The sequence below is a fragment of the Leptolyngbya sp. PCC 6406 genome (assembly GCF_000332095.2).
Classification (GTDB): domain Bacteria; phylum Cyanobacteriota; class Cyanobacteriia; order Phormidesmidales; family Phormidesmidaceae; genus PCC-6406.
Window position 1 is genome coordinate 1,162,441 of record NZ_KI913949.1, and the last position, 16,373, is coordinate 1,178,813.

The 16,373-nt window shown below is 57.2% G+C and carries 16 protein-coding genes; 8 read left to right on the forward strand and 8 right to left on the reverse strand.

What is annotated here, in order from left to right; translation table 11 throughout:
• The first annotated feature begins 69 nt into the window (after positions 1–69).
• Both LEP6406_RS0205480 and LEP6406_RS0205485 read left to right on the forward strand, forming a co-directional pair.
• On the forward strand, positions 70–1,179 hold the full coding sequence (locus LEP6406_RS0205480; RefSeq protein WP_008308781.1) for an alkene reductase: 1,110 nt from the start codon (positions 70–72) through the stop codon (positions 1,177–1,179).
• A gap of 62 nt (positions 1,180–1,241) precedes the next feature.
• Entirely contained in the window at positions 1,242–3,059 is a 1,818-nt protein-coding gene (locus LEP6406_RS0205485) for a DUF1565 domain-containing protein (RefSeq protein WP_008308779.1), read from the forward strand.
• Between the two features lie 105 nt (positions 3,060–3,164).
• Here LEP6406_RS0205485 and infC read toward each other — a convergent pair whose 3' ends face one another.
• The 4 genes from infC to petB form a co-directional block, all read right to left on the reverse strand.
• Complete coding sequence (gene infC / locus LEP6406_RS0205490; protein WP_081748025.1) at positions 3,165–3,686, reverse strand: translation initiation factor IF-3; 522 nt, start codon at positions 3,684–3,686, stop codon at positions 3,165–3,167.
• Between the two features lie 131 nt (positions 3,687–3,817).
• The gene (locus LEP6406_RS0205495; RefSeq protein WP_027268869.1) at positions 3,818–4,249 is read right to left on the reverse strand and encodes an ATP-binding protein; all 432 of its coding nucleotides are present in this window, start codon (positions 4,247–4,249) and stop codon (positions 3,818–3,820) included.
• A gap of 187 nt (positions 4,250–4,436) precedes the next feature.
• Positions 4,437–4,919: a cytochrome b6-f complex subunit IV gene (petD, locus tag LEP6406_RS0205500; RefSeq protein WP_008308774.1), complete on the reverse strand. Its 483-nt coding sequence runs from the start codon at positions 4,917–4,919 to the stop codon at positions 4,437–4,439.
• Between the two features lie 86 nt (positions 4,920–5,005).
• Complete coding sequence (gene petB, locus LEP6406_RS0205505) at positions 5,006–5,674, reverse strand: cytochrome b6 (protein ID WP_008308771.1); 669 nt, start codon at positions 5,672–5,674, stop codon at positions 5,006–5,008.
• Positions 5,675–6,479: 805 nt separating this feature from the next.
• Between petB and ctpA the strand changes: the two genes are divergently transcribed.
• The 3 genes from ctpA (at position 6,480) to ctpC (ending at position 10,718) form a co-directional block, all read left to right on the forward strand.
• Positions 6,480–7,742, forward strand: coding sequence for a carboxyl-terminal processing protease CtpA (gene ctpA, locus LEP6406_RS0205510; RefSeq protein WP_027268870.1), 1,263 nt, complete (start codon positions 6,480–6,482; stop codon positions 7,740–7,742).
• On the forward strand, positions 7,732–9,018 hold the full coding sequence (locus LEP6406_RS26695) for an HD domain-containing protein (protein WP_008316954.1): 1,287 nt from the start codon (positions 7,732–7,734) through the stop codon (positions 9,016–9,018). Before ctpA ends, LEP6406_RS26695 begins: the two co-directional genes overlap by 11 nt.
• Positions 9,019–9,428: 410 nt before the next feature.
• Positions 9,429–10,718 (forward strand): carboxyl-terminal processing protease CtpC, encoded by a 1,290-nt coding sequence (ctpC, locus tag LEP6406_RS0205520; RefSeq protein ID WP_008316952.1) that lies wholly within the window; start codon positions 9,429–9,431, stop codon positions 10,716–10,718.
• Positions 10,719–10,848: 130 nt separating this feature from the next.
• On the opposite strand, the gene LEP6406_RS0205525 is transcribed toward ctpC, so the two are convergent.
• Entirely contained in the window at positions 10,849–11,184 is a 336-nt protein-coding gene (locus tag LEP6406_RS0205525; protein WP_008316950.1) for a HepT-like ribonuclease domain-containing protein, read from the reverse strand.
• The gene (locus LEP6406_RS0205530) at positions 11,171–11,494 is read right to left on the reverse strand and encodes a nucleotidyltransferase family protein (protein ID WP_008316949.1); all 324 of its coding nucleotides are present in this window, start codon (positions 11,492–11,494) and stop codon (positions 11,171–11,173) included. Before LEP6406_RS0205530 ends, LEP6406_RS0205525 begins: the two co-directional genes overlap by 14 nt.
• A 147-nt stretch (positions 11,495–11,641) precedes the next feature.
• On the opposite strand from LEP6406_RS0205530, the gene LEP6406_RS0205535 reads away from it, so the two are divergent.
• The 3 genes from LEP6406_RS0205535 to LEP6406_RS35025 all read left to right on the forward strand — a co-directional run bounded on the left by LEP6406_RS0205535 (position 11,642) and on the right by LEP6406_RS35025 (position 14,562).
• Positions 11,642–13,120: a YcjF family protein gene (locus LEP6406_RS0205535; RefSeq protein WP_008316947.1), complete on the forward strand. Its 1,479-nt coding sequence runs from the start codon at positions 11,642–11,644 to the stop codon at positions 13,118–13,120.
• A gap of 444 nt (positions 13,121–13,564) precedes the next feature.
• Positions 13,565–14,059 (forward strand): IS110 family transposase, encoded by a 495-nt coding sequence (locus tag LEP6406_RS35020; protein ID WP_225886422.1) that lies wholly within the window; start codon positions 13,565–13,567, stop codon positions 14,057–14,059.
• A 113-nt stretch (positions 14,060–14,172) separates the two neighbouring features.
• Complete coding sequence (locus tag LEP6406_RS35025) at positions 14,173–14,562, forward strand: transposase (protein WP_225886661.1); 390 nt, start codon at positions 14,173–14,175, stop codon at positions 14,560–14,562.
• Between the two features lie 47 nt (positions 14,563–14,609).
• On the opposite strand, the gene LEP6406_RS0205545 is transcribed toward LEP6406_RS35025, so the two are convergent.
• Both LEP6406_RS0205545 and LEP6406_RS0205550 read right to left on the reverse strand, forming a co-directional pair.
• Positions 14,610–15,401 carry a glutathione S-transferase family protein gene (locus tag LEP6406_RS0205545; RefSeq protein WP_008309763.1) on the reverse strand — a complete coding sequence of 264 codons (792 nt, stop codon included), beginning with the start codon at positions 15,399–15,401 and terminating at the stop codon, positions 14,610–14,612.
• A gap of 58 nt (positions 15,402–15,459) precedes the next feature.
• Entirely contained in the window at positions 15,460–16,245 is a 786-nt protein-coding gene (locus LEP6406_RS0205550; RefSeq protein ID WP_008309762.1) for a DUF4230 domain-containing protein, read from the reverse strand.
• Positions 16,246–16,373: the final 128 nt, after the last annotated feature.

Genomic DNA, 16,373 nt, shown 5'->3' on the forward strand with positions numbered 1-16,373 from the left:
TGCATTATCCCACAGGACAGACTATCGTCTAATTGTTCGACTAAATTGAACTATTGAATTTAGCACCCCATGGCTACAACACCTGAACCCAATCTCTTTACTCCGGTGCAACTGGGACGCTACACACTGCCCAACCGCATCATCATGGCTCCCCTGACCCGTAACCGGGCCGGGGCCGGGAATATACCGCTAGATCTCCACGCCACCTACTATCAACAGCGAGCCTCCGCTGGGCTGATCATCACCGAGGCCACCCAGGTCTCTCCCCAGGGCGTTGGCTATCCCGCGACCCCCGGCATCCACAACCCAGAGCAGGTAGAAGCGTGGCGCAAAGTGACGACGGCAGTGCACCAAGCCGGAGGACTGATCTTTCTGCAACTGTGGCATGTGGGGCGCGTATCCCATCCCTCCTTTCATGGGGGTGAGTTACCCGTAGCCCCCAGCGCCATCGCCCCTGCTGGGGAAGCCATGACCTACGCGGGGATGCAACCCTTTGTCACCCCCCGAGCTTTAGCACTAGACGAAATTCCTGGCATCATCGACCAGTACCGCCAGGGGGCCAAGAATGCTTTAGCAGCGGGCTTTGATGGTATCGAAGTACACGGGGCCAATGGCTATCTACTGGATCAGTTTTTGCGGGATGGCAGTAACCATCGCACCGATGCCTACGGTGGTCCGGTGGAAAATCGAGCTCGTCTGCTTCTGGAGGTAACCCAGGCAGTCGTGGAGGTCTGGAGCCGCGATCGCGTCGGGGTTCGACTCTCCCCCAGCAGTACCTTTAACGACATGGCCGACAGCGATCCTCGGGCCACCTTTGGCTATGCGATTCAGGCGCTAGATGCCCTAGATCTAGCCTACCTACACCTGCTGGATCCCAGTGAAGCCGACCTCCGCCACGGCGGCACTCCCGTTCCCAGCAAGGACTTTCGGCCCCTCTATTCAGGGCACCTGATGGTGAACTGGGACTACGACCAAGCCAAGGGCCACCAAGTCATCGCCGCTGGAGAGGCGGATTCTGTCTCCTACGGCAAGCTCTTTATTGCCAACCCGGATCTGCCCAAGCGCTTTGCCCTCAATGCACCGCTAACGGAACCAGACCCCAGCACCTTCTATGGCGGCGATGAGCATGGATATACCGATTATCCTGCCCTGAAAGATGAAGTTTTATTGACAACCTAAACGGCACTCTTGGATCTGAGATAAGAAGTGGAGCGAGTTTCCTCTTGGGGCAAAGCCAATCCATGGTCAATCGTTTCCTCCTATCGACAGTCCTTTGTGTCGGCGGCCTTATCGGTGGCCTCAACCTGGGGACACCGGAGGTCGCCCACGGCGCAACCCCAGCCCCAGAGGCGACCCCCCCCCCAGCAACGGTAATCGCCCAGCAGCCCAGTGGCTACACGGTAATCTACGTCAATGCCAGCGCCGGGGATGATCGCCGGGGAAATGGGAGCCAGATGCGGCCCTTTCAGACCATTACCCATGCCCTCACTATTGCCCAGCCCAATACGGTAATTGTCCTAGCGGCGGGCATCTATAGCGATCGCAGTGGGGAGCAATTTCCCATTCAACTGCGACCGGGAATCACCCTCCAGGGCAACCCCAGCCCCAACTTGGCCGAAGTGGTGATCCAGGGCACCAGCAGCTACCTCACCCCCAGTCAGGGACTCCGTAACGTCACTTTGCTGGGGGCTGACGGGGCTGGCCTTGCCAACGTTACCGTCAACAATCCCCATCCCAACGGCCACGGCCTTTGGATTGAGGCGGGCAGCCCGGTGATTTTACAAAGTGCCTTTGTAGGCAGTGGAGCTACCGGCATTTACATTGCCGGAGCAGGCAGCCCCGTCATCCAGGGCAATTTTTTCCTGGAAAATGGCCAAGCGGGACTGGTGATTAACGGCCCCTCTTCGGCCCAGGTGCAGGGCAATATCTTTGAAAATACGGGTACAGGCATTGTGGTGGCTCCGGCAGCGACACCCCAAATTCAGGGCAATCGTATCACCCGCAACCAGGATGGACTTGTGCTTCATGCCGACGCCCAGCCCATCCTGAGCAATAACCAAATTAGTGACAATCGTCGCAATAGCGTCTTAGACTACGCCCCTTGGCCCCAAGCCAGCCCTGGTGCTGTGCCCGTGGCCGCTGCCCCGCCTCCATCCAGCCCTGCGATAAATCTAGCGGCGACGCCCGAGGCCCCAGCCCCAATCGAGGTGGCAGCACTGCCAAACATCCCTGAGTCTGCCGCTGCCCCAACGACCTTACGAGATCCCGCACCCGCTGCTCTCCAAGCCCCCGTGGAGGAGATTCCCATCGCTCCACGGGCAACCCGTCCCCCAGCCTCTGTGACCGTCCCCCCCCCTATCACCCCGCTGGATGCTGCAACTCAGTCCCCAACCCCCAGCAGCGGAGATGCAATTCCAGTGGAAATTGCCGTTAGCAGCCCCCCTGAGGCGGAGACTGCTGAGGTTAATACTGAGATCGCCGATCGACAGGCATCGTTGCGGGCACGCATCCAGGCCAATCGCGCCGCCCAGCAGGCAGCGGCGGTAGCCAACGATACGGCGGTAGCCAACGATACAGTGGGGGCTGATGCCATCGAGATTGCCGTCATTCCCCCTCCAGCTTCCTCCGCTCCCGTTGCCCCTTCCGTCGGGGATCTACCGCCAGTGCCTAGTAGCGCTACCGCGCTCCTGCCCACCCCTAGCACAGCTCCCCAGGGCTCCCTGTCTAGTAACATCCTGACGGTGCCCAGTGCCAGTATTCCTGTGGGGAATGGGGGCTCTGCTCCCAGTGTTGTTCTGGGAACGCTGACCCCCGGTGGTCCGCCGCCCCCCCCCTCGCGGGCATCTTCCTTGGGCCTCTATTACCGCGTTTTTGTGGAGGCTGATGACGAGGTGGCCCGAACCCGATTGCGATCGCTGGTACCCGATACCTTCCAGGTGCGAGTGAATGGTCGATCCATGATGCAGGCCGGAGCCTTTAATACCCAGGAGGAGGCTCAGCGTACTGCTGACTGGCTAAATGCCAGTGGTTTCAGAGCCCAGGTTGAGTACACGCCCTAGGGACTGAGCCTAGGCTCCAAATTAATCCAAATTAAAAGAGCGCGGCCCTAGGGCCGCGCTCTTTTAATGCAATCGAATCATGATTCGAAAAACTTAGGTTGACAATTACGAACTGGGCACCAGTTGTACAATCAGCGATTGCTGGTCAAAGGTTTGGACCTTGGCGACTTGGCTGAGGTCATCGACAATGCGTTGCAAAAGATCCCGTGCACGATCGCGGTGCTGGTGTTCGCGACCCCGCAGGCGAACTTGAAATTTGACGTGATCGCCCTTGTCGAGCCACTTGGTGGCCCGCTCAATACGAATCCCATAGTCGGCATCATCCACATTGGGGCGCAGCTTCACCTCTTTCATGGTGGGCTTAGCACTCTGCTTCTGACGCTTCTTTTGTTGGTACTGGTGTTTGCCGTAGTCGAGAATTTTGGCAACGGGGGTCTCTGCCCCGTCTGACACAATAACCAAATCCAGTCCTGCCTCTTGGGCGATTGCCACGGCATCTCGGGTGTCGATGAGTCCGCGATTATTGTTCTCGTGGTCAATCAACAACACGGCAGGGGCCTTGATGTTGTGGTTGATATTGGGCTGTTCAGGACGAACGCGGCGGGTGTCAAGACTTCTTCTAACGATGGCACTAGGCTCCTTAGCTCAGCGAACTTATTAAAGTTATTGTGCTTTCACGTTAGCTTAAGATGCTGCGCTGCGCCTCTTTCTAAAGGGAGAATTAAGGGTCTTTCCCCGTTCTGGTAACAATTCTGTACCTATGGCGGAGCGTACTGGGTAATGGCCAGACAATTGCGATCGCAGGTGCGGCGATAACTGACCTCATCCGTCACCCGGCGCAGCAGAAACCAACCATAGCCACCCGTTTGGGAAAGACTGCCCGGTTCCGGCTCCGGCAGCCCCGTAGGGTCAAAGGGCTGGCCCCGGTCCCAAATGTGAATATCAACGCGATTGATCGCTAGGGAGACCTCAATATCAATGGGGGTTTCTGGAGGCAAGGCCGCATGGGCGTGGCGGACCGCATTGGTAAACCCCTCCGCCAGAGCCAGATTCAGGTAATCAAACCGATCCCTGACCCAGGGCATCTCCGCTTCCAGAGACGTACACACCTCCTTAAACCACCGTTGAACCTTCAGCAAGGCTTCCAGACGACTTTCGACCACTAGGTGCATTGCTTTGCCGTAAGTCAATTCCCGATCCCCCTCCCAGCCCATTCCTGGGCCATGGCGATCCACTCCACTGTGGCGCTAATAGACTCTGTCGGAAACACTACCTCCACAATAGTCTCAGGTTTCTCGGAATCCTGGCATCAAAAAAAATACCCGTCCGTTTTCCTAAGAAAAAGGACAGGTATTTTCCAGAACCACAAGTGTTTTTCTAGAACAGACCTAAAGTCAAGGATTCGCGGATCGGCAGAGTTGCACCGATACCGAGCCAGAGGGTAAAGGCCGTGCCAAACAGAAAAACCGCCGTCGCTAGGGGCCGACGGAAGGGATTTTGGAACTTGTTGACGTTTTCCAGAAAGGGCACCAGCATCAAGCCCAGGGGAATGGCGGTCATGCCCGCAATACCCAGCAGCTTGTTCGGCACAATCCGCAGCATCTGGAAGGTGGGATACAGGTACCACTCCGGCAGGATCTCTAGGGGGGTGGCAAAGGGGTTGGCAGGCTCACCCACCATGGCGGGGTCAAGGACGGCCAAGGCCACACAACAGGCGATGCTGCCCAGAATAACAACGGGAAAGATATAGAGCAAATCGTTGGGCCAAGCGGGCTCACCGTAGTAGTTGTGCCCCATGCCCTGCTTCAACATCTCTCTCAGCTTAGGATCGCTTAGATCCGGCTCTTTGATAGTTGCCATAGCGTTTCGACTCAGATTAGGTACAGACAGTTTAATGAAAACGAAGCTGATAGCGCTAGGTTGCTAGCGTAGTGCCCATCCCTGGCCTAAAGGGGGCCAGAAATGCCTTGCTTGCGGATCATCAAGAAGTGCAGCAGCATGAACACCGCGATCGCCCAAGGCAGTACGAAGGTGTGCAGACTGTAGAAGCGGGTCAGGGTGGCTTGGCCTACGGCTTCTCCACCGCGCATGAGTTCCACAATGGTGGAGCCTACGACGGGAATCGCACCGGGAACACCGGAGACGATCTTCACAGCCCAGTAACCGACTTGGTCCCAGGGGAGGGAATACCCCGTTACCCCAAAGGTTACGGTGATGACTGCTAGGACGACGCCCGTCACCCAAGTCAGTTCGCGGGGTTTTTTGAAACCGCCAGTGAGATAGACACGGAAAACGTGGAGGATCATCATCAGCACCATCATGCTGGCGGACCAGCGGTGGATGGAGCGAATCAGCCAACCAAAATTCACGTCCGTCATCAGGTATTGAACGGAGGAGAAGGCTTCGGTGACCGTCGGCTTGTAGTAGAAGGTCATCGCGAACCCAGTGGCGAACTGGATGACGAAGCAGGTTAGAGTAATTCCCCCGAGACAATAAAAGATGTTGACGTGGGGGGGGACGTACTTGCTGGAGATGTCATCGGCGAGCGCCTGCACTTCCAGCCGCTCATTAAACCACTGGTAGGCTTTTGAATTCGTTACTTGCTTTGTAAACATGAAGCGGGGAGCTAATAATCTATGCAGTGCAGTCCCTAAAAATGTAACACAGTTGAAACGGCCCCGATTCCTTGGGGGGCATAGATTTCATGGCCTCAGAGCAGGCGACCAGCCGGGATATCCGAATTTGACGAGATCTGGCCGAAGAAGGCTTTGTATTCGCCAAATGAAAATCCTGTTGCAAAACTTTACCCTGTCTCCTCATTTTTAGATTCCCCAGTCCCATGCTGGATTCCCCAGCCAATAAGAGTCCAACCCGCCCCTACGGTTCTTCCCTGTCACCTGTCACCCCCACACGGGTCACCCGGCCACAAGGGCAACCACAAGCCCCTACGGGATTTACTTCAATCCTGGATTTCTGGATTTCCCGGCACTGGGTAGGGCGGGTTTTGATCCTCCCATCTGGGATTTCCCAGTAGACACGAGCTAAACCCGCCCCAACACCCCAACACCCCAACACCCCAACACCCCAACACCCCAACACCCCTAAGCCCTAAGCCCTAAGCCCTTCGGGCAGGCTTCGCCCACACCCCATCACCCCATCACCCCTAAGCCCTTCGGGCAGGCTTCGCCCACACCCCATCACCCCATCACCCCTAAGCCCTTCGGGCAGGCTTCGCCCACACCCCATCACCCCATCACCCCTAAGCCCTTCGGGCAGGCTTCGCCCACACCCCATCACCCCATCACCCCTAAGCCCTTCGGGCAGGCTTCGCCCACACCCCATCACCCCATCACCCCTAAGCCCTTCGGGCAGGCTTCGCCCACACCCCATCACCCTGCCCTCGGTTTACAATTAATCACTATGGGAAAATACGTCGTGCGCGGGTTGAGCATTCTGATGCTGGTGGCTGGGCTCTGGCTGGGCTGGGGATCTCAGCCTGCCTATGCTCTTACGGATGAGCATCAGTTGCTCTCTGAGGTCTGGCGCATCGTCAACCGTGCCTATATTGATGAAAGTTTTAACCATCAGAATTGGTGGTTTGTGCGTCAGCGCTGGCTCCAACAACCCCTAGAGACGCGGGAAGAGACCTATGGGGCTATTGACGAGATGTTGGCGACGCTGGGGGATCCCTATACTCGACTGTTGCCCCCGGAGCAGTACCGCAGTCTGCAAACCAGTACCTCAGGGGAGCTGACGGGGGTGGGATTACAGATTGCCAAGGATGAGCAGGATGGCACGTTGCAAGTTGTTGCCCCGGTGGAGGGATCTCCGGCGGCGGCGGCGGGCCTGCAACCCCGCGATCGCATTCTCTCTATTGATAATGTTGCCACCACCACCTTGACCCTAGATGAAGCGGCCCAGCGAATGCGGGGACCATTAGGGAGCACGGTGGTCTTGACGGTGCTGCGCCCTGGGGGGGCCGCGCCATCGTCCTTAGAACAGCCTGTAGAACAGCGGTTTGAACTGAAGCGCGATCGCATTAGTCTCAACCCCGTCACTGTCCAGTTTCAGACCCTAGACAATGGATTGGGGATTGGCTACATTCGCCTGAGTCAGTTCAATGCCAATGCCGTCACGGCGGTAGCCCAAGCGATTAAAGACCTAGAGGCTCAGGGGGCCAATGCCTATGTGTTGGACCTGCGCAACAATCCGGGGGGCTTACTCACCGCTGGCATTGAAATCGCCCGTCAGTGGCTAGAGGAGGGCACGATTGTCTACACCGTAGACCGTCAGGGGGTATTGGACAGCTATACCGCCACCGGAGCAGCCCTAACCCAGGCTCCCCTAGCGGTCTTGGTGAATGAGGGCACCGCGAGTGCCAGCGAGATTTTGGCCGGGGCGCTCCAGGACAATCAGCGGGCGGTTTTAGTGGGGGGCATTACCTTTGGTAAGGGTTTAATTCAGTCCCTTTTTGATCTCTCTGATGGTTCGGGGTTGGTGGTAACGGTAGCCAAGTACGAAACCCCTGCCCACCACGACATCAATCGCTCGGGTATTCGTCCCGACCAGCGGGTGAGTCTTGCGCCCCTAGGCCGGGACCAGGTGGCGACGGCGGCGGACACCCAATACCAAGCGGCGGTGGAGTTACTGACGCAACGGGTTGCGATCGCGCGTGTCTCCTAAACGCCGCCGCACCTACCACGACCCACTCCACGGGGCCATCACCCTGGATGCCCAAGATCCCGTGGAAGCGTTACTAATTGACCTGATCGACACGCCCCCCTTTCAACGGCTGCGGCGTATTCGCCAACTCGGACCCGCCAGCCTCACCTTCCACGGGGCGGAAAGTTCCCGCTTTACCCATGCCCTAGGGGTAATGGCCCTAGCCCGTCGTGCCTTTGACACCTTGGCCCAGACCTATCCCAACTTGCAGGAGCATCGGGCCACGGTACTCTGTGCCGCCCTGCTCCACGATATTGGGCATGGTCCCTTTAGCCATGCAGCAGAAGACCTGTTTCAGTTTCACCATGAAACCTGGACACGACGGATTGTGCAGGAGGCGGTGTCGGTGCGATCGCGCCTAGACCGTTACAGCCCCGAGTTGGCCCCCGCCATTGACTCGGTCTATACCCATGAACACCCCCTGCCGTTGGTCTGGCAGTTGGTTTCCAGCCAGCTCGACTGCGATCGCTTGGATTACTTGATGCGGGACAGCTATTTCACCGGAGCCTCCTACGGCCATCTGGATCTAGACCGCATCTTAAATGCCTTGGCCATGGACCCCACTACGGGACAGATGGTGGTCCGCCAGAAGGGGTTGGCGGCGGTGGAACACTATCTGATGGTGCGCTATTTCATGTATGCCCAGGTGTACAACCATCCCAAAAACCTAGCCGCCACCTGGATGCTACACCAAGCCTTTGCCCTGGCCCGTCAAGCCCTGGCAGCAGGAGACATCCAGGTCGATGACACCGTCGGTCAGTGGCTCCGTCAGCCCGCCGCCGATTGGTCCCTCGACACCTATCTCTCCGCCGATGACATTGTCTTTACCTACCATCTCCATCGGTGGCGGGCGGCGGCCACCGCCGCCACCGCGCCCCTAGCGGATCTCTGTCGCCGCTTTTTAGACCGAGATCTGTTCAAAGCGCGGGAGGTATCTCACTTGTCGGCAGCGGCTAGGAAGAGGCTATTGGCGACTGTGCAAGAGGCACTACAGCAACAGGCGCGATCGCCAGAGATTTACTGCGGCTTTAGCCACAGCCACAGCCGGGGCTACACCCTCTACCAACAAGGTATCCAGATCTGGGTGGACAATCAGGCCCAAGACATTAATCAAGTCTCGCCCTTGGTCGCCCCCCTAACCCAGATCCAAGCCCGGACCTGGCTTATTTATCCCCCAGATCTCACCGCCTTTGTCGCATTCTGGCTAGAGGGTTCCGGCTCAGAGTATTCCATCTAAAAAATCATCGACCCGAGGCAGAGCCTCTTGGAGGTTCCCAGCCGCAGGCAGGGAACAAGAAAAGCAAGGCAATGGGCGATAGGGTGAAATATAGACCATATTCTTTGACCTTACGTCAATTCGGTATCAGCGCTGTCACCCCGCCGGGAATTCAAAATTCCCGGCCCATCTCCCAGTCCATTTTTAATGGACTGGGAGATGGGCTGGGGGGGGTATCAACTCAAAGTCGAACTCAGGCTTGCCCTTAATTTCCAGCCTACAAGGGACAGTCTGTGATCTGGCTTTTTGGCGCAGCAGGAATGGCACAACAGGACTAGAATGACTGCGTTCAGATTGTTGCTACCCCCACAGAAACCCTGTGTTAGATTGGGGCTTAGCTGCCCAAAGGAACTGCCCAGAGGAATTCGGATATGGCGATCGCGAAGCGTGGACTTGTTGTTGGGGCAACGGCCCTGGCTGTTGCTGCCGTGACGGTCACTGGCGCAGGGTTGCACTTTTCCCAGAGCAAAGCTTTTTTTGAAGAAAGCCCCAAGGAACTGGTTGATGAAGTTTGGCAGCTCATTGATCGCACCTATGTGGATGCCACCTTTAATCAGGTGGATTGGGAAGCAGTCCGCACTGAATATTTAGAACCCGACTACTCCACCCGCGAAGACGCCTACGTTGCAATCCGGGAGATGTTAGAACTCCTGGGGGATCCCTACACCCGGTTCATGGATCCCCAAGAGTTCCGTAACATGCAGGTGGATACCTCCGGAGAGCTAACGGGGGTCGGAATTCAGATCAGCCAGGAAGAAGAGACTAAGGAGATCGTGGTGGTGTCTCCGATTGAAGACACCCCTGCCTTTGAGGCGGGACTACGCTCCCAGGATGTGATTACCGCCATCGACGGCGAGAGCACTGAGGGCATGGACCTGAATGACGCGGTAAGCCGCATTCGGGGCACGGTGGGGTCTGAGGTGACCCTGACGATACGTCGGGGGGAAGAAATCATTGACTTTAACTTGATCCGAGCCCGGATTGAGATTCATCCGGTGCGCTACTCTATCCAAGACAGTCCGGCGGGGCGGGTGGGCTATATCCGCCTGACCCAGTTCAGTGCCAATGCTGCTAAGGAAATGAGTGAAGCCATTGAGACCCTGAATAACGACAATATCGTGGGCTACATCCTAGACCTGCGCTCCAACCCAGGGGGGTTGCTGTATTCCAGCATTGAGATTGCCCGCATGTGGCTGAGTGAAGGCACCATTGTTTCCACAGTGGACCGTCAAGGCGTGGTGGATGAGGAAGCGGCCAGCAATCGAGCTTTGACGGACAAGCCTTTGGTGGTGTTGGTAGATGGCGGCTCCGCCAGTGCTAGTGAAATTCTGTCGGGGGCGTTGCAGGACAACAGACGCGCCCAACTAGTGGGGACTAAAACCTTTGGTAAGGGCTTGGTGCAGTCGGTGCGTAGTCTGCCTGATGGCTCTGGCCTCGCGATTACAGTGGCGAAATATCTGACTCCCAGTGGTCGCGACATCAATAAGTTAGGGATTGAACCCGACATTATTTTAGAGTTATCGGATGAGGCGCAGGAATTGCTGGCCAGCGATCGCACTTTGATCGGTACGGGCGATGACCCCCAGTATGCTCGGGCGCTGGAGGTATTGACGGAGGTGGTGCGGACTACCCGCCAAACTGCTAGCAGTGTAGGGAATTAGTTCTAGACCCAACTCAATTCGACGACCAGAAACGGTGGCGGTCAAGGCTATTTCATTCTAAAAATGCTTTGGCCGCCATAGCGACTGCTATCAAGATTCAGTGGATCCTCTTATGCGTCTTCATCCTGAATCACATTGATGTTAGTAGGGGGCGGATCATAGCCAACAGTTCAGGTATATCCGACTTCAGGACTGACCAAAGATCATTCAAGTCAACCCGGTCGTACTGATGGGCAACAATGTCTCTCATTCCAGCAATATCCTTCCAGGGGATTTCCGGATGCTGGTTGCGAAACTTTGGAGACAGGCGCTTCACTGCTTCACCGATGACAATGATCTGGTAGAGAATTGCAGACTGCTTTTCCAGGTTTGTTGCTAGGGCCAATGGCTCTAGTCCCGCTGAAAATGCCAAGATTCTCTGGGCAGCATGAAAAATATCCAACAGGGCTGCGTTATCTTGCTTCATAGATAACTTGAGCTGAGTTGAGGATATGTTGCCGTCGCAGCCAGTTAGCGCTATCAAGGACGCTCTGCCGAACCACTAGATCCACCTTGCGTCCAGTCATGTCTTCTAGCTCATGTTTCATTTTCGCTAGGGTCAATAGCCCTCGCTTGGCTATTGGGGAAAATGTAATCAAGATATCGATGTCACTGTTAGGGCTGTAATCTGGTCGCAAGACAGACCCAAATAGGGCTAGCGTTTGCACCTGCCACCGCTGACAGAACTCTGCCACCGCTTGATCGGATAAGGAAAAATTGCTCACCTGGAGTGCCATCGGTCAAGGCTGTCCTATTCACAACCAGCAATATCTCCATCCTAGGGTAACCACACCCGTTAGCCTCCCTACAATTCAGGAGATATCTCTTGTAGGTGGTTGGGTCAATCGGGCGCAATAACTCATCTTGGGTCATGGAGGATGGTAATGACACGACTGCGCCGATTGGCAATCGCCCTCGGGGGTTTGCTGGCCCTGGGTATGGGTCTGTGGTTGGTGGACTTTATTGTGCGGGTGCAGGCGGCGCTGGCGCTAATGTCACCGCTGCTGGCTCAGATTTTTCTGCTGCTGGTGGGGATGGGTGCGATCGCACTTTTCTTCTATGGCAGGCAATTTCTGCGCCCCCGGAAATCTCGCCCCGTCCCCACCCTGCCCCAGGAAACTGTGGCGGCAACCCATACCGCCTTGGACGCCCTCAGCCAGCAGGTGGCCCAAATCCAAGACCAAGTGGCCCGCGAAGCTCTGGGACAGCGAGCACAGCAGTTGAGTGAAAATCTAGCCCAGCGCGATATCCGGGTTGTCGTATTCGGCGTCGGCTCCGTGGGCAAAACCGCTCTGGTGAATCGTCTCCTGGGTCAAGCTGTAGGGGAAGTCGCCGCCCCCCTGGGCAGCACCACCATTGCTGCCACCTATCCCCTACGCCTCCCCGGTGTGGACCAAACCCTGTGGCTGACGGATACACCGGGATTACTAGAGGCTAGCGCCGAGGGGCCGGGACGGGAGGCCCAGGTGCGTCAGTTGGCCACGGAGGCGGACCTGCTGCTGTTTGTCATTGATGATGATCTGCGCCAGTCGGAATATGCTTTGACGCGATCTCTGCTGGCGATGGGCAAGCGGCTGCTGGTGGTGTTCAACAAGGCGGATCTCTATCCTGAAGAGGATTTGGCAGAAATTTTGGCACGGGTGCGATCGCGATTCCAGACCGCCCTAGATCCCGAGGATGTGGTGGATATCGCCGCCGACCCCCAGCCCATCCCCCTGGCCAGCGGGGGTATGACCCAAATGGATCCTGACCTGTGGCCCTTGGAACAGCGCTTGACGGCAGTACTACGGGCGGAGGGGGCAAGTCTGATGGCGGATACGATTTTGCTGCGATCACAGCGGTTGGGGGCAGAAGCCCGCCAGCTCATCGATCGCCAGCGCCGGGAGGATAGCGATCGCATTGTGGATCGCTACCAGTGGATCAGCGCCGGGGTAGTGGCGGCGACGCCCCTGCCCCTAGTGGACCTGCTGGCGACAGCCGCGATCAATGCTCAGATGGTGGTGGAACTGGGACGGGTTTACCGCTGTGATCTATCGATTGAGGAGGGCAAGACCCTAGCCCTGACCCTAGCCCGCACCCTCACCAGCCTGGGTATTGTCAAGGGGGCAATGAATCTGCTGGCGGTGGGGATGCAGGCCAATCTGGCTACCGCGATCGCGAGTCGGGCGGTGCAGGGGGCCAGCGCTGCCTACCTGACCCGGATTGCGGGCAAGAGCTTCATCACCTACTTTCAGCAAAACCAGGACTGGGGCGATGGGGGCATCGGCGCGGTGGTGGAGCAACAGTTTCAGATCAACCGCCGAGAAGCCTTCATCCAAGACTTTGTGAAAACCGCAATTGACCACATGGAGCGAGATCGCTAGTACTGGGCGGCGTAAGTACTCTAACCGTTCTATCGTGGCACATCTCGGCCCCTCTCCCAGGGGGCGAGGGGACCGGGAAATGTTGGGCTGGTGCATCATCAGGTTTGATTTTCAGGGTTTCGTAGTCTGCGTAGATTGGGTGAAACGAAGGGTCACCCAACAGCGGTGGGCCATGTTGGGTTCCGCTAGCGCTGCACCCAACCTTGTATGTAAGCGGCCTGCCATCGAGAGTTATTTTGGAAGCAGACCGTCAGGGGAGAACTCCGAACCCAACCCCAAGCCTTCAAGCTTGTTTCGTAGATTCATTGAGCCTCCCCCCTCCCCCAAGGGCATCGCCAATCAGCCTGGACAGTATCATGAGCGGCCCGACTGGGCACCTCGAATTTAGCAAGGATAGTGCGATTGTTGAGCCCCTGCCAACCTCTATTCTCTGGAGCCAGTCCAATGAGTACAGCCCCCATCATCTTCCTCGGTATTGATATCAGCAAAGCCACCTTTGACGTAGCTTTACTGAGTGGTGGTAAGCGTAATGGCAAATCCTCTAAACACGCCAAGTTTGACAACACCCCCAGCGGCTTTGAGCAGTTGAGCCATTGGCTCCAAGGGAATGCTCTCGGGGCAATTCATGCCTGTCTGGAGGCGACCAACATCTATGGCCATGACTTAGCTACCTATCTCCATGAGCAGGGCCACCAGGTCAGTATCGTCAACCCAGCCCGCATCAAGGGGTATGCCAAAAGTCAACTCAGCCGCACCAAGAACGATGCCGCTGATGCCGCCCTGATTGCCCGCTTTTGTCGAGATATCCAGCCCAGTCTGTGGCATCCCACGCCAGCGGCGATCGCCCAGCTCCAGAGCCTCACCCGCCGTCTGAAGGCGCTGGAGCAGATGCTCACCCAAGAGAAAATCGCCTTGAGCTCTGTCGTGACTCGGAACTGAGAACGGATATTGAGGCCCATATCGAGTTTCTCGAAAAACAGGCTAAGGCTCTCAAGGAGCGCTGCCAGCAGCATATTCAAGGGGAGGAATCGTTGGCGGAGCCCTGCCGCTTGTTGACCTCCATTACTGGCATTGCTGAACATAGCGCTAGCATTATCCTGGCGGAAATTGGCTCGATTAAGGTCTTTGGCTCTGCCGCTCAACTGGCGGCTTTTGCTGGGTTGACTCCCCAGGAGCATCAGTCTGGCTCTTCTATCAATGGCAAGGCGCGGTTGTGCAAAATTGGCAATGCTCATCTGCGCGAAGCTCTTTTTTTCCCAGCGCTGAGTCTGATGCGTCATTGCCCTGAGGTCAGAGCTTTTCGCCAACGGCTCTTGGGCAATGGCAAGCACAAGATGGCGGTGGTGGGGGCGGTGATGCACAAGCTCATTCGTGTGATCTATGCGGTCTTGTCCTCTGGACAGGAATTTGACCCCAAAAAGCTAGCGCCTCAGCAGTCTTGACCCTAAGGCGCTAACACAGTATCTACAAAATTAGGCTTGACAGACCACTAGTCATCTAGGGGAATGGTCGTGGGACCCGTGGCGGCGGGTTCATGGGTGCGAACCTGGCGGTAGTCGGCATAGAGGCGATCGCGCCAGTCAAAAAAGGGCTGATAATTGGCGTCATCGGCCAGACCAGGAACCCCTTTATCACAAATTCCCTCCGGCAGATCTACATAGCGATAGGCTGGAAACTTCAGGTAGAAGGACATTCCGGCCACGGCGAAATCCGCCAGGGTGGGGTGCTCCCCCACCAGGTAGGGGCGGTCCTGCAACATCAAGCACAGTGCTTCTAATGCCTGCTTCAGACTGCGAGTAGCGGCCTTGATGACTTCGGGGCCATAGCCCACCCCCGTCCCCAAAAAGCTGAGCACATCCCCCGGTACCGCCTCCACCAGGGTTTTGAGCAAATCTGGTGTCGTTGCCGGCAGCACCGCCGTGCGGAAGCGGGGATGCTGGTTAAAGGCTCCCACCATCACCTTGCGTCCCGCTGCCCCTAGGGATTCATCGGCCCAGTCCTCTAGGGCAAGGCACAGACCCCGCTGTTGGGGCTCCGAGGGCAGTAGCGGACGATCAGGATATTTGTCATCGAGGTAACGTGCGATCGCAGTTGAATCGGGCACCACCTCCGAGCCATCCTTAAGGACGGGAACCTGGCGCTGTCCCGATAGATGGAAGACCTCAAGCTGACCTACCCCCGGCGTTACCTCCACGGTGCGGTAGGGCAGTTGCTTGTAGTCCAGGATAAGACGGACCTTCTCGCTGTAGGCGGAGGCAGAAAACTGATAGAGCTCTAGCATGGCAATTCTCGGGGTAGCGCTAAGGCCAGGGCTGAGACCAGCTCAGGACTGGCCCCGTTCACTGTAGCGCGCCTGCTGCTGCCGTTGCACAGCCCGTATTTTCCGGCAGACGGGACTCCACCTCCACGGTGCCAAAGTCAGTGTGGGCCAAGAGCTGGGCCACCACTAGCTCCGCCCGCGCACTGGCCTCCTGCAAAATTCCCTCCTCGCAGGCCGCCAGCATCACCTTTTGTAGCGCTGCTTCCTGGGCTTGGCCCTGGAGTTCTGGAGCACGGTCAGGTCCCAGCCCCAGAAAGCCCCGGCTGTAGTCATAGACATCAGAGCGGCTGACATCGATTTTGCTGTCCAAAATTTTGGGCGGCGGCAAAATCACCCGCAGCGTCTCACCATTGACCCGCACATCGGCGGCGGTGATTTCGCTCAGGTCCACCCCTGCCCGCACCTCACCATAGGCCACGTAGATGAGGGTGGTTTTGCCAATTTCATAGTTGGCCACGGTGCGACTGCTGGTGGCGGGTACGACAGCCTCCATAGCAAACACCGCTGTGGTCAGTTCACTGGCCCCCCGCACCTGCTGGACGACAACGGTGCGCACATCCACCTCTTCTTGAGGTGGCTGGGGGGTCAAGGCCATCTTAATGCCGTTGACGAATTGCTCCCCCGAGCGCCACAGGCCAATGCCCACAATAATCCCCAACACCAACATCCCCCCCGACAGGCTACCCGCAAGAGCCTTCAATATTCTGAGGATCAGGGGTGTTTTCGGCGGTGGCGGCGGGCTTTGGTAGCCCCACTGACTGTAGGGTGGGGGCGGCGTGTCGTGGCTGGGCGGCTTAACTTGCATGGTGGAGGTGGCTTCAGCAGAAGACAGTAGAGACCCATTGGCTACGAGGGTACCAATAAAGTTCCCCTAAAGCTCCCCAGGACTGCCACTATTCACCAATTCCTCCAACTGTCCCTATATGAATTGCC

Bases quoted from the DNA above. Each gene is read 5' to 3' on its own strand.
- LEP6406_RS0205525 (WP_008316950.1), bottom strand. From the start codon at position 11,184: ATGAAGCAAGATAACGCAGCCCTGTTGGATATTTTTCATGCTGCCCAG.
- ctpA (WP_027268870.1), top strand. From the start codon at position 6,480: ATGGGAAAATACGTCGTGCGCGGGTTGAGCATTCTGATGCTGGTGGCT.
- petD (WP_008308774.1), bottom strand. From the start codon at position 4,919: ATGGCAACTATCAAAGAGCCGGATCTAAGCGATCCTAAGCTGAGAGAG.
- LEP6406_RS0205535 (WP_008316947.1), top strand. From the start codon at position 11,642: ATGACACGACTGCGCCGATTGGCAATCGCCCTCGGGGGTTTGCTGGCC.
- LEP6406_RS35020 (WP_225886422.1), top strand. From the start codon at position 13,565: ATGAGTACAGCCCCCATCATCTTCCTCGGTATTGATATCAGCAAAGCC.
- ctpC (WP_008316952.1), top strand. From the start codon at position 9,429: ATGGCGATCGCGAAGCGTGGACTTGTTGTTGGGGCAACGGCCCTGGCT.
- LEP6406_RS0205485 (WP_008308779.1), top strand. From the start codon at position 1,242: ATGGTCAATCGTTTCCTCCTATCGACAGTCCTTTGTGTCGGCGGCCTT.
- LEP6406_RS0205545 (WP_008309763.1), bottom strand. From the start codon at position 15,401: ATGCTAGAGCTCTATCAGTTTTCTGCCTCCGCCTACAGCGAGAAGGTC.
- LEP6406_RS0205480 (WP_008308781.1), top strand. From the start codon at position 70: ATGGCTACAACACCTGAACCCAATCTCTTTACTCCGGTGCAACTGGGA.
- petB (WP_008308771.1), bottom strand. From the start codon at position 5,674: ATGTTTACAAAGCAAGTAACGAATTCAAAAGCCTACCAGTGGTTTAAT.
- LEP6406_RS0205550 (WP_008309762.1), bottom strand. From the start codon at position 16,245: ATGCAAGTTAAGCCGCCCAGCCACGACACGCCGCCCCCACCCTACAGT.
- LEP6406_RS0205530 (WP_008316949.1), bottom strand. From the start codon at position 11,494: ATGGCACTCCAGGTGAGCAATTTTTCCTTATCCGATCAAGCGGTGGCA.